9 protein-coding genes and 1 pseudogene are annotated in these 12562 nt (G+C 47.0%); 7 read left to right on the forward strand and 3 right to left on the reverse strand.

Going from position 1 to position 12562, the window contains the following annotated elements:
- The first annotated feature begins 53 nt into the window (after positions 1-53).
- Together obgE and proB are read left to right on the forward strand one after the other, a co-directional pair.
- On the forward strand, positions 54-1175 hold the full coding sequence (gene obgE, locus DXE35_RS00825) for a GTPase ObgE (RefSeq protein ID WP_114689216.1): 1122 nt from the start codon (positions 54-56) through the stop codon (positions 1173-1175).
- Positions 1165-1935, forward strand: a pseudogene (gene proB, locus DXE35_RS00830) (glutamate 5-kinase); the annotation flags it as partial. The gene obgE and the pseudogene proB, both read left to right, overlap by 11 nt.
- Positions 1936-2110: 175 nt before the next feature.
- Here proB and DXE35_RS09400 read toward each other — a convergent pair.
- Positions 2111-2380, reverse strand: a complete 270-nt coding sequence (locus DXE35_RS09400) for a CNP1-like family protein (RefSeq protein WP_231969903.1) — start codon at positions 2378-2380, stop codon at positions 2111-2113.
- Positions 2381-2527: 147 nt separating this feature from the next.
- Positions 2528-3127 carry an RNA pyrophosphohydrolase gene (locus tag DXE35_RS00840; protein WP_114689218.1) on the reverse strand — a complete coding sequence of 200 codons (600 nt, stop codon included), beginning with the start codon at positions 3125-3127 and terminating at the stop codon, positions 2528-2530.
- A gap of 48 nt (positions 3128-3175) precedes the next feature.
- Here DXE35_RS00840 and DXE35_RS00845 point away from each other — a divergent pair, with 48 nt between their 5' ends.
- On the forward strand, positions 3176-4918 hold the full coding sequence (locus DXE35_RS00845; protein ID WP_114689219.1) for a proline--tRNA ligase: 1743 nt from the start codon (positions 3176-3178) through the stop codon (positions 4916-4918).
- 31 nt (positions 4919-4949) lie between these two features.
- On the opposite strand, the gene ffh is transcribed toward DXE35_RS00845, so the two are convergent.
- On the reverse strand, positions 4950-6332 hold the full coding sequence (gene ffh / locus DXE35_RS00850) for a signal recognition particle protein (protein ID WP_114689220.1): 1383 nt from the start codon (positions 6330-6332) through the stop codon (positions 4950-4952).
- A 20-nt stretch (positions 6333-6352) separates the two neighbouring features.
- Here ffh and DXE35_RS00855 point away from each other — a divergent pair, with 20 nt between their 5' ends.
- The 4 genes from DXE35_RS00855 to DXE35_RS00870 all read left to right on the forward strand — a co-directional run bounded on the left by DXE35_RS00855 (position 6353) and on the right by DXE35_RS00870 (position 12500).
- Positions 6353-7201 (forward strand): cytochrome C assembly family protein, encoded by an 849-nt coding sequence (locus DXE35_RS00855; protein WP_114689221.1) that lies wholly within the window; start codon positions 6353-6355, stop codon positions 7199-7201.
- A gap of 21 nt (positions 7202-7222) precedes the next feature.
- Positions 7223-8023, forward strand: coding sequence for a 1,6-anhydro-N-acetylmuramyl-L-alanine amidase AmpD (gene ampD, locus DXE35_RS00860; protein WP_269459890.1), 801 nt, complete (start codon positions 7223-7225; stop codon positions 8021-8023).
- Between the two features lie 275 nt (positions 8024-8298).
- Complete coding sequence (locus tag DXE35_RS00865; RefSeq protein WP_114689222.1) at positions 8299-11271, forward strand: ribonucleoside-diphosphate reductase subunit alpha; 2973 nt, start codon at positions 8299-8301, stop codon at positions 11269-11271.
- A gap of 44 nt (positions 11272-11315) precedes the next feature.
- On the forward strand, positions 11316-12500 hold the full coding sequence (locus DXE35_RS00870; RefSeq protein WP_114689223.1) for a ribonucleotide-diphosphate reductase subunit beta: 1185 nt from the start codon (positions 11316-11318) through the stop codon (positions 12498-12500).
- The last annotated feature ends 62 nt before the right edge of the window (positions 12501-12562 follow it).

The following is a 12562-nucleotide window of genomic DNA, read 5'->3' on the forward strand; positions in this document are numbered from 1 at the left end:
TTCCGAATTTAACTCTTAGGAACAGGCCTCGCTAAGCGAGGCCTTTTTTATTCATGAAATTTATAGACGAAGCACGTATTGAAGTGATTGCCGGGCAAGGTGGTACCGGAAGCGCCTCTATGCGCCGTGAAAAGTTCATTGAATTTGGCGGACCTGACGGCGGCGATGGCGGTAAGGGTGGAAGCGTGTGGGCAACTGCTGACCGTAATATCAACACTTTGATTGATTACCGTTACGCAAAAACCCATACCGCTAAAAATGGCGAGCCTGGTCGTGGCGCAGATTGTTATGGTCGCGCTGGTGATGACATTGAATTGCGTATGCCTGTGGGCACTATCATTTCTGACTATGAAACTGGTGAACCTATCGCAGACTTAACTACGCACGGTGAGCGTCTTTGTTTGGTTCAAGGCGGTGTTGGTGGTTGGGGCAACATTCACTTTAAGAGCAGTACGAATAGAGCGCCACGTCAAAAGACGAATGGCAAACCTGGTGAGCGTCGCAAACTCAAACTTGAATTAAAAGTATTGGCTGATGTCGGTTTATTGGGTATGCCTAATTCGGGTAAATCTACTTTGATTACCGCAGTGTCAAATGCGCGTCCAAAGATCGCAGATTATCCATTCACAACCTTGCATCCAAACTTGAGTGTAGTGCGTGTTGGTAATGAACGCAGCTTTGTTATCGCTGACATTCCTGGTTTGATCGAGGGTGCCGCTGAGGGTGCTGGTTTGGGCCATCGCTTCTTGCGCCACTTACAACGTACCGGTGTGTTGCTTCATCTGGTGGACATCGCTCCTTTTGATGAAAACGTGGATCCGGTTGCCGATGCGAATGCGATTGTGAATGAGTTGCGTAAATACGATGAGGCTTTGGTTGAAAAACCACGTTGGCTGGTGCTCAATAAAGTCGACATGATTCCAGAAGAGGATCGCAAAAAGGTAGTTACAGACTTTGTGAAAAAGTTTAAGTGGAAAGGTCCAGTATTTGAGGTCTCGGCTTTGACTGGCATGGGTTGCGATAAGCTTTGCTATTCTCTGCAGGATTATTTAGATTCCGTGCGCCGTGATCGGGATGATGCTGATGAGCGTGCTCAAGATCCCCGCTATCAAGACCAAACAGAAGATAAAAAAACCAGATTAAATATCCTACTAATTCCTTCCTATGAACGCTAAAAAAACTCAACGGATTGTTGTCAAAGTAGGTTCCAGCCTCGTTACTAATAATGGCGAAGGCTTGGATCATGCTGCGATTGCGATGTGGGCTGAGCAAATGGCTCGCCTATTGAAAGCTGGCCATGAAGTATTGATGGTCAGTTCAGGGGCTATTGCGGAAGGTATGCAGCGTTTAGGTTGGACTAAGCGCCCACAAGAAATTCATCAATTACAGGCTGCCGCCGCTGTTGGTCAAATGGGTTTAGTGCAAGTGTACGAGAGTTGTTTTGCCCGCTTTAATTTGCGCAGTGCCCAGATTTTGTTGACGAACGCGGATTTGGCGGACGCCGAACGCAACGCCAATGCCAGAGCAACGCTAGATACTTTGTTGAAGCTAGGTGTTGTTCCGATCATTAATGAGAATGACACAGTCGTAACCGATGAAATTAAGGTCGGTGATAACGACAGTCTTGCTGCCTTGGTGACCAATTTAATTCATGCGGATCTCTTGGTGATTTTGACTGACCAGGGCGGTCTCTTTACGGCCGATCCACGTCAACATCCCAATGCCACACTGCTAACAGAGGTTGTTGCTGGAGATCCTGCTCTAGAAAAAATGGCAGGTGGCGCAGCCAGTGAACTCAGTAAAGGCGGCATGTTAACCAAAGTGTTGGCCGCCAAAATTGCTGTGAAAACTGGCGCAGCGACAGTGATTGCGTATGGGCGTGAGTCTAATGTGTTAACTCGTCTATTGGCAGGCGAGAAAATCGGAACCTATTTAGATCCCCTCAACAATTAGTTTTTAGTTAATTTGGCCAAAGGAATTGGACGGCTTTGTGCCGCCAGTAAACCCATGTGGAGTCAGGAATTGAAGAAAGGTTTTGATATTTTTTTCCTGGGAGCTAAAGTTGCAAAAAGCACCTTGTGCCAGAGCGGCTTGATAGCGATTTGGCACGTTACTTTGAATGCTGCCAAGTAGACAGTGGATTTTCTTTCCAGGCTCCGTTTTCTAAGGTGCCATAGAGGCGCCACTGAAATGAATCGCAACGAATACCTTCGTACTGAGTTTGAATGCTGCCGCTGGGACTAGTCATGACAACGATATAATGAGTAACCCCATCTGCGCCGATGAGGATGGAGTCCGTATCGACGGCAAACTTAAAGATGGTGTGCTGAGAAACGTAAAAAGGAAGTAACGTGGATTGGTTAGGCGGGTTTAGGGGCATCGCCGTTGTGCCTTCTTTAAACACCATGGGTGCAAAAGGATCTACTCCACTAATTTAGCGCATCACCTCCACACGCGGATAATCCTAGGCTTAGAATGAGGCCGTAAAAATAGAGCAAGGTCCGTTTTAATCTAGTGGTCATTTGAGCTAATCTTTTTTATCTTTTGGGTTTTCGTCTTTAGGTTGTTCGTGAGAGCCACCATAAAAGGATTGCATGAGATCTAGAGGGGTTCCCCATGCGAGTTGCTGCATGCGCATACCTCGTGAAAGGTAGCGTGCTAGCTCGGATAGGGCTAGTTGATAGACTTCACGTTTAAAACCAACCACTGCGTCTAATTGGATCCAGAAGGGAACCCAGCGCCAAGCGTCGAATTCAGGATGCTCGGAAGCGCGTAATTGAATGTCGCTATCTAGACCTACTAAGCGCAAAAGAAACCAGATTTGTTTTTGTCCCCGATAAGCGGCTCGATGTACGCGGGTAGAGTTCTGGCGGCGGAGGTATTCCTCAGGGACGTCGTAGCGAAGCCAATCCCTGGTCCGTCCAATAATCTGGACATGTTCCGGCAGTAAGCCAACCTCCTCATGCAATTCGCGGTACATAGCCTGTTCAGGGCTTTCACCATGCTGAATCCCGCCTTGCGGGAACTGCCACGAATGCTGCCAAACGCGTTTTCCCCAGAAAACCTCGTTACGGCTGTTGAGGAGGACAATGCCGACATTCGGGCGATACCCTTCACGGTCAAGCATGATCGTGCCTCAAATCCTTTAAAATCAACGATTTGATTATATCCATACATGAAAGCCTCACAATCATTTCTCGCCACGCTAAAAGAAGCCCCTTCTGACGCTGAGGTGGTTTCGCACAAGCTCATGGTGCGCGCAGGATTAATTCGCAAGTTGAGTGCGGGCATTTATAACTATTTGCCGCTCGGATTGAAGGTGATTCGCAAGGTGGAAAACATCATTCGCGAAGAAATGAACCGTGCTGGTGCTATCGAGTTGCTCATGCCAATGATTCAACCCGCTGAATTGTGGCAAGAGACTGGCCGTTGGGAAAAAATGGGCCCAGAATTACTCCGCATCAAAGATCGACACGATCGTGATTTCTTAATTCAGCCGACCTCTGAAGAAGTGGTGACCGATTTAGCTCGCAATGAAATTAAGAGCTACAAGCAACTACCGGTAAATTTTTATCAAATTCAAACCAAATTTCGCGACGAGCGTCGCCCCCGCTTTGGAATCATGCGTGGCCGTGAGTTCTGCATGAAAGATGCATATTCATTTGATCGTGATACCGCAGGTCTGAAGAAGTCGTATCAAATTATGTTTGATGCGTATACCCACATCTTTAAGCGTATGGGCCTTCAGTTTCGCGCGGTGACTGCGGATAATGGCGCAATTGGCGGATCTGGTAGTCAAGAGTTTCATGTGATTGCTGATACTGGTGAAGATGCGATTGTGTATTGCCCAAACTCGGATTACGCAGCTAACTTGGAGGCAGCTGAATCGCTGGCTTTAATCGCTTCTCGCGCTGCAGCCTCTACCGTAATGGCCAAAGTTCCCACGCCGGATAAAACGAACTGTGCTGATGTAGCCAAGTTCTTAAATGTTCCACTTGAATCTACCGTTCAATCATTGTTGTTTGCGGTTGATCAAGAAAATGGACCCGAAAAACTCTTTATGTTGTTGGTGCGTGGCGATCATGAGTTGAATGAAGTGAAAGCTAGCAAGATTCCTGGAATGACTGACTCCCGTTTTGCTACAGAAGCAGAAATTAGACAAGCTTGTAATGCGCCTGCTGGTTATCTAGGTCCTGTTGGAGTGAGTACTGATGTGACAGTCGTTGCCGATCGTACCGTCGCGAATATGGCTGATTTTGTTTGTGGCGCTAATGACTCGGGCCATCACTTGACTGGCGTGAACTGGGGTCGTGATTTGCCAGAACCGTTGGTGTTGGATATTCGCAATGCAGTAGTTGGTGATCCCTCCCCTGATGGTAAAGGGGTGGTGGATATTTGCCGCGGTATTGAAGTGGGGCACGTATTCCAGTTAGGTACACGTTATTCAGAAGCCATGGGTTGCACTTATTTGGATCAGCAGGGCAAAGCCCAACCGATGGTGATGGGTTGTTATGGGATTGGTGTTACTCGTTTTCTAGGCGCTGCAATTGAGCAAGGCCATGATGAGAAGGGCATTATTTGGCCCATCTCGATGGCGCCATTTGAAGTGGTGATTTGTCCAATGGGTTACGAAAAGTCAGAGGCAGTGAAAGCCGCATGCGATCAATTGCATGATGAGTTGTTGGCTGCTGGCATCGACGTCATTTTGGACGATCGCGATGAGCGTCCAGGGGCGATGTTTGCTGACTGGGAGTTGATTGGTGCCCCATTCCGCGTAGTGATTGGCGATCGCGGTTTAGCGGATTCCACAGTGGAATTTAAAGGCCGAACCGATGCTGAGTCACAAAATATCCCGCTTGGCGATATCAAAGCAAAAGTGATTGCCGCAGTACAAACTGCTAAGCAATCAATTGCTTAAATCAATACTCCACGGTTTTATTTAGAGCGGTTTATTTTTTAAAGAGTCCGCCAATGCCTTTGGCGGCTCCTTTTGCGGCCATGCCGGCGATTGCGCGTGCCATTTTTCCGCCTTTAAATTGCTTCATCATGGTTTGCATTTGTTCAAACTGAGTCAGTAGACGGTTCACCTCTTGCACTGCTACGCCAGATCCGGCGGCAATGCGACGCTTACGACTGGCTTTGAGCAATTCAGGTTTCCTACGTTCTTTCGGGGTCATGCTGTCAATAATTCCACGCATGCGGGTGGTTTGCTTATCGGCATTGCTTAAATTAGCTTTTGATGCTGCTTGAGCAACTTGGCTTGGTAATTTGTCCATCAAGCTGGCCATGCCACCCATCTTTTGCATTTGCATGAGTTGCTCTCGGAAATCCTCTAGATCAAAACCACCTGTAGAAATTTTGCTAGCTAGCTTTTCCGCTTTGGCAACATCCACATGTTGCTGGGCTTGTTCAACCAAAGCCAGAATATCGCCCATACCCAGAATGCGGTTCGCCATGCGTTCAGCATCAAACGCTTCAAGGCCATCCATCTTCTCGGCAACACCGATGAATTTGAGTGGTACGCCAGTTACTTGGCGAACAGATAGTGCAGCGCCACCACGTGAGTCGCCATCAAGTTTGGTGAGGATAACGCCGGTCAAGGGCAGCGCTTCATGGAAAGCCTTGGCCGTGTTCACGGCATCTTGACCAAGCATGGCATCCACTACAAATAGAGTTTCGATTGGATTGAGGCTGGCATACAGGGTTTTAATTTCTTGCATGAGGGCTTCATCAATGCCCAGGCGACCTGCCGTATCGACGAGCACTACGTCAAAGTAGTGGCGGCGTGCCCAATCCAAAGCGGCGAGGGCAATGTCATTAGGTTTTTGACTAACATCACTTGGAAAAAACTCCGCGCCAACTTGCTTAGTAACAGTTTCTAATTGCTCAATAGCGGCCGGACGATAGACGTCGCAGGAAACGGTCAGTACTTTCTTTTTCTTTTTCTCTTGCAGCCATTTGGCCAGTTTGCCAACAGAGGTGGTTTTACCAGCGCCCTGTAAGCCAGTCATCAAGATCACAGCAGGTGGCTTGGTGGCTAAATTGAGTTTACCACTTTCGTTGGCGTCGCCCTGCATGACTTGGGCAAGCTCACGCTGAACTACCCCAACCAGGGCTTGTCCTGGACTGAGGCTGCCAACGACTTCTTCGCCAAGCGCTTTAAATTTAATTTGCTCAAGTAAGGACTTCACGACTGGCAGCGCTACGTCAGCCTCCAATAAGGCTAAACGGATTTCTCGCAGCATTTCTGCGGTATTGGCTTCAGTGAGGCGGGCTTGGCCCCGCATTGTTTTAACAAGGCGAGATAGACGGTCGGTGAGGTTTTCTAGCATTTATCGATTAGACTTTCCGGATGGATATTTTAGGTTACTCAAGTTACGGATGGCTTCCTTCTACGCTTTATTTGGCTCTTTTGCTCGTTTTAAGCTTTAGACCCAAGAGTGGTGTGGAGTCTGGGCTCACAACCCTCTTGGTACAAGCAGCCATTTTTGTAATTTTGGTGGTTCATGGAGTGCAACTTCATGACTCCGTCTTTACCCCTGAAGGCTTTGTTTTTGGTTTTGCCCAGGCTTTATCCTTGATTGCCTGGGTTGGACTTGCGTTTTATTGGTTCCAATTTTGGTTTTTGCCAATCTCCAGCTTGCGTTGGATGGCCTTAATGTGCGCGCTGGTTTGCGCATTTCTCCCCAGTGTTTTTCCGGGAGTTCTGATTTCTCCCAAGGCGGTTTCAGCCCCTTGGTTTAAAGGCCACTTTGTTGTGGCAACGGTTTCAGTGGGGTTATTGAGTTTGGCGGTAATGCACGCGATGTTGATGAGCGTTCAAGATCGTGCTTTGCATCGTCAGTTGGCCATCATTCGCAATAGTCGCTTTGCGCATTGGTTAGAAGACCTTCCCCCATTAATGACGATGGACAGTCTTTTATTCAACTTGCTCTATGTTGGCTTTGCTTTACTGAGTTTGACGGTGTTCTCTGGTTTGTTGTTTTCTCAAACGCTATTTGGCAGGCCTCTGGTGTTTGATCACAAAACAATTTTTGCCTTAGTGTCCTGGGTTTTATTCGCAGGATTGCTCTTGGCTCGCTGGCGTGTAGGTCTACGAGGCAGGGCGGCTATTCGTTGGATATTGAGTGCATACACCGCTTTATTGCTCGCTTATGTTGGCAGCCGTTTTGTGCTTGAAGTCATTCTTCAGAGAGCGTAATTCTTGTTTAAGTGGCTTTTATTGTTTGCGGGTGCAGGCCTTTTTTATCTCTGGATTCAAGGTAAAAAACAGGCGAAACTTGATTCAGAAAATCCCCTTAAACCCAGTAAAGATAAGCCTAAGAAGGCTTCCGAACCTGAAGTCATGGTGCAATGCCAATATTGCAAGGTACATCTACCGCAATCAGAAGCAATTGGGTATGACGATCGGTTTTATTGCTCTCAAGAACATTTCCATGCTTTAGATGCACAAGGTTGGATTGGTGATGCGCGGTGGAGAATTTCGCCAAACCAAGATGCAAGACCAGAAAACATTTCACCTGATTTAGTGGTGATTCATCACATCAGTCTTCCACCTGGTGAATTCAGAAACCAATTCTCTAGCTACCATATCGTTGATTTTTTTCAAAATAAGCTCGATCCGAATGCGCATCCCTATTTTGAGGAAATTGCCAATCACAAAGTGTCCAGTCATTTTTTGATTGCTCGCTCAGGTGAGCTGGTGCAGTGCGTATCCACACAGAAGAAAGCCTGGCATGCTGGCGTTTCTACTTTTCTTGGAAGGGAAAAGTGCAATGACTTTTCTATAGGCATTGAATTGGAGGGCGATGGTGATACGCCATTTGCGGAAGTTCAATATCAAGCTTTAACAAATCTCATTGAGAAATTGGCAAAAACTTATCCCGGCTTGCAGTTCTCTGGACATAGTGACATTGCGCCTGAGCGCAACACTGATCCGGGAATGTCTTTTGATTGGAAAAGGTTCCAAAAAGAGACGGGAATTTCTGTTCAAAAACTGCCATTCGGCTTGGACTTTCGCTAAGCCATTTTTTGTATGTGAGCGTACGCTTACTTGTTTTAGCCTTTGTCTAAAAATGGCTAAAAAATTCGCACCAAAATGACCACAAAATAACTCCAAAAATTAGTAAAAATACTAATAAATATTTGTCATAAATAGCTTACCAAATATCAAATATTTCCCTATACTTAGCGCCTAATGCACTTCAAGACACTAGATGTAGTGTTTGAATCCAGCAATACCCCATTGTTTTTTAACGATATTTTGTCCAAATAACTATATATAGATGCAGGAGTAACATGACATACGCTAATCCACAAGCATCAGGCCAGCCAACTGGCGCTAATAACCCAGGAATGAGTCCTGCAGGGGCAATGAATCAAGCGCCTTCCGCCGGTTTTGTTGCCGGCGGTGTTGGTGGTACTCAGGCAACCCAATTGTCTGATTACAAAATTATTCGCCGCAATGGTTCGGTTGTCGCATTTGAGCCATCCAAAATTGCAATTGCTGTTACCAAAGCATTTTTGGCAGTTAACGGTGGTCAAGGTGCCGCATCTGCACGTGTGCGTGAGCAGGTAGAGCAATTGACTCATTCCGTTGTGCGCGCATTGTTGCGTAGCCGCCCAAATGGCGGCACTTTCCACATTGAAGATATTCAAGACCAAGTTGAATTGGCCTTGATGCGTAGTGGCGAACACAACGTAGCTCGTGCTTATGTTCTCTATCGTGAAAAGCGCAATCAAGAGCGCGCTGCTCAGCAAGAGGTCTCACAAGAAGTTCAAACCGCCAATCAGGCCGCTGAGTCTGGTATCAAAGTTACCGATAACGGTGTTGAGAAGTGGCTGGATATGACTGCTTTGCGTACTGTGATTGAAGCAGCTTGCGAAGGTTTGGGCACCCATATTGATGCCAGCCCAATCATTCCTGAAACCATTAAGAATTTGTATGACGGCGTGCCGATGGCTCAGGTTTATGACTCCGCTATCTTGGCTTCCCGTACTTTGATTGAAAAAGATCCTGCATACAGCCAAGTAACAGCGCGTATCTTGATGCACGTGATTCGTAAAGAGATTTTTGGTAGGGAAGTATTGCAAGGCGATACACAGGCTGAGTACAGTACTTACTTTGCTCAGTACATCAACGAAGGTATTTCTTCTGCGTTGTTGGATCCACGTATGCGTGAGTTCGACTTGCCACGTCTGGCTTCGGCCTTGAATGCGAGCCGTGACTTGAAGTTCACCTACCTTGGCTTGCAGACTTTGTATGACCGCTATTTCTTGCATATTGAAGAGCGCCGTATTGAAATGCCACAAGCTTTCTTCATGCGCGTAGCTATGGGCTTGGCTTTGAATGAGATGGATCGCGAGCGTCGTGCTATCGAGTTCTATGAAATCCTTTCCACATTTGATTTCATGTCCAGCACACCGACATTGTTCAATTCAGCAACGACTCGTCCACAGCTTTCTAGCTGCTACTTGACGACAGTGGATGATGATTTGGACGGCATTTATGAGGCATTAAAAGAAAACGCTTTGTTGTCTAAGTTTGCGGGTGGTTTAGGTAACGACTGGACTAATGTTCGCGCATTGGGCAGTCATATCAAAGGTACGAACGGCAAATCACAAGGTGTTGTGCCATTCTTGAAAGTGGTAAATGACACTGCTGTAGCTGTAAACCAAGGTGGTAAGCGCAAGGGCGCGGTTTGCGCCTACTTGGAAACATGGCACTTGGATATCGAAGAGTTCTTGGAGTTGCGCAAGAACACCGGTGATGACCGTCGTCGCACCCATGATATGAATACCTCTCACTGGATTCCTGACTTGTTCATGAAGCGTGTGATGGAGGGTGGCGATTGGACTTTATTCTCACCATCCAATACTCCTGATTTGCATGACAAATTCGGTAGAGCATTTGAAGAGGCTTATGTTGCCTATGAGCAAAAAGCGGATCGCGGTGAATTAAAGCCATTCCGCCGTATTCCGGCACAACAATTGTGGCGCAAGATGCTTGGCATGTTGTTTGAAACTGGTCACCCATGGATCACTTTCAAAGATCCTTGCAATATCCGTAGTCCACAGCAGCACATTGGCGTAGTTCACTCGTCTAACTTGTGTACTGAGATCACTCTGAATACCAATGAAACTGAGATTGCGGTTTGTAACTTGGGTTCCGTGAACTTAACTGCTCACATGACAACTGACGCTAACGGCAAGATGATTTTGGATCACGAGAAGCTCCAAAGAACCGTACGTACCGCAATGCGCATGTTGGATAACGTGATCGATATCAACTACTACGCAGTGGCTAAGACGCGTAATTCCAACTTGAAACACCGTCCAGTGGGTATGGGCATCATGGGCTTCCAGGATTGCTTGCATATGCAGCGCATTCCTTATGCGAGTGAAGAGGCTGTGAAGTTCGCTGACTCTTCTATGGAAGCGGTTTGCTACTATGCTTACCAAGCATCCAATGAGTTGGCTGAAGAGCGTGGCGTTTACAGCACCTACAAAGGCTCATTGTGGGATCGCGGCATCCTCCCGCAAGATTCAGTAGCGATGTTGGCAGCTGAGCGCGGTGGTTATGTAGAAGTGGACAATTCTTCCGCTATGGACTGGAGTGGCTTGCGTGCACGTATTAAGCGGCACGGTATGCGTAACTCCAATTGCGTGGCAATTGCGCCTACAGCAACGATTTCAAACATCATTGGTGTCTCAGCCTGTATCGAACCTACTTTCCAGAACTTGTTTGTGAAATCTAACCTTTCTGGTGAATTCACAGTAGTAAATGAGTACTTGGTGCGTGATTTGAAAGATCGCGACCTTTGGGATGAGGTAATGATTGCCGATTTGAAGTACTTTGATGGCACTTTATCTAAGATCGATCGCATTCCACAGGATTTGCGTGATTTGTATGCGACTGCCTTTGAGGTGGAGCCAAGCTGGTTAGTTGAGGCTGCTTCCCGTCGTCAGAAGTGGATTGATCAAGCTCAGTCATTAAATATTTACATGGCAGGTGCTTCCGGCAAGAAATTGGACGAAACCTATAAATTGGCTTGGTTGCGTGGCCTCAAGACCACTTATTACCTCCGCACAATGGCCGCAACCCACGTTGAGAAATCAACGGTTGCAAGCGGTCAATTAAATGCCGTTTCTAGTGGTGGTGGCGTCAATGGTACTGATGCGGCTGCTGCAGGTGGTGTCGAGGCGGATGGCCCAGTTTGCACAATGCGCCCTGGCGATGCTGGATTTGAAGAATGTGAAGCATGCCAATAAGCAAATTGCTTCTTGGATGGAAATAGAAGAATTAGGAGAAAGTTATGTTGCATTGGGATGAGGAAGTTGCTCCAGCGCTGGCGAAGGCTGGCCTTGCACCGCAGCCGGTTGCAGTGGAGACACAACGTCCACAGCCAGATCAAGTGGCAATGGCATCGCAAACTGCCGCGCCTGCACCAGTAGCAACCGCCAATTTGTCTGGCGGAGCATCTTTGCGTGTAAATGCCGCTGATAAACGCGTTATTAATGCCAAGACTGACGTCAATCAGTTGGTGCCGTTTAAGTACAAGTGGGCTTGGGAGAAGTATTTGGCTGGTTGCGCAAACCACTGGATGCCACAAGAGATTAATATGAATCTCGATATCGCGCTTTGGAAAGACCCCAATGGCTTGACAGCAGATGAGCGTCGCATCATCAAGCGCAATCTGGGTTTCTTCACAACGGCCGATTCTTTAGCTGCAAACAATATTGTTTTGGGCACTTATCGCCACATTACTGCCCCAGAATGCCGCCAATACCTATTGCGTCAGGCTTTTGAGGAGGCGATTCATACCCACGCTTACCAATATATTGTGGAATCTTTGGGCTTAGATCAGGCCGAAATCTTCAACGCATATCACGAGATTGACTCGATTCGCGCTAAAGATGAGTTCTTAATTCCTTATATCGATGTACTGACCAACCCAAATTTCAAGACGGGCACACTAGCAGCCGATCACACATTGCTCCGTTCGCTCATCGTTTTTGCCTGTGTGATGGAAGGTTTGTTCTTCTATGTTGGTTTTACGCAAATACTTGCAATGGGTCGTCAAAACAAAATGACGGGTGCTGCCGAGCAGTATCAATACATCCTTCGCGACGAGTCAATGCACTGCAATTTTGGTATCGATTTGATTAACCAAATCAAGCTGGAGCACCCGCAGTTATGGACTTCCGCGTTCAAAGACGAGATCAAATCGATCTTCGAAAAAGCGGTTGAATTGGAGTACCGTTACGCCGAAGATACGATGCCTCGCGGAGTGCTTGGATTGAACGCTCCGATGTTCAAAGGGTACCTAAGATACATTTGTAATCGCAGATGTTTGCAAATAGGACTTGACGCGATGTTCCCAAATGAAGAGAATCCATTCCCATGGATGTCAGAAATGATTGATCTGAAAAAAGAAAGAAACTTTTTTGAGACACGCGTTATTGAGTATCAAACCGGTGGTGCGCTTAGTTGGGAGTAGTAAAGCAGTAATAAAGCGCATAACTGGCTAAATAGGAGATTAGACGGTTGGATAGTTTTAGA

The organism is Polynucleobacter necessarius, from assembly GCF_900095215.1.
In the GTDB taxonomy this organism is placed as follows: domain Bacteria; phylum Pseudomonadota; class Gammaproteobacteria; order Burkholderiales; family Burkholderiaceae; genus Polynucleobacter; species Polynucleobacter necessarius_H.

What these genes read in the sequence shown, in the direction of transcription:
- obgE (WP_114689216.1), top strand. Translation starts at nt 54, where the DNA reads ATGAAATTTATAGACGAAGCACGTATTGAAGTGATTGCCGGGCAAGGT.
- DXE35_RS09400 (WP_231969903.1), bottom strand. Translation starts at nt 2,380, where the DNA reads ATGCCCCTAAACCCGCCTAACCAATCCACGTTACTTCCTTTTTACGTT.
- DXE35_RS00840 (WP_114689218.1), bottom strand. Translation starts at nt 3,127, where the DNA reads ATGCTTGACCGTGAAGGGTATCGCCCGAATGTCGGCATTGTCCTCCTC.
- DXE35_RS00845 (WP_114689219.1), top strand. Translation starts at nt 3,176, where the DNA reads ATGAAAGCCTCACAATCATTTCTCGCCACGCTAAAAGAAGCCCCTTCT.
- ffh (WP_114689220.1), bottom strand. Translation starts at nt 6,332, where the DNA reads ATGCTAGAAAACCTCACCGACCGTCTATCTCGCCTTGTTAAAACAATG.
- DXE35_RS00855 (WP_114689221.1), top strand. Translation starts at nt 6,353, where the DNA reads ATGGATATTTTAGGTTACTCAAGTTACGGATGGCTTCCTTCTACGCTT.
- DXE35_RS00865 (WP_114689222.1), top strand. Translation starts at nt 8,299, where the DNA reads ATGACATACGCTAATCCACAAGCATCAGGCCAGCCAACTGGCGCTAAT.
- DXE35_RS00870 (WP_114689223.1), top strand. Translation starts at nt 11,316, where the DNA reads ATGTTGCATTGGGATGAGGAAGTTGCTCCAGCGCTGGCGAAGGCTGGC.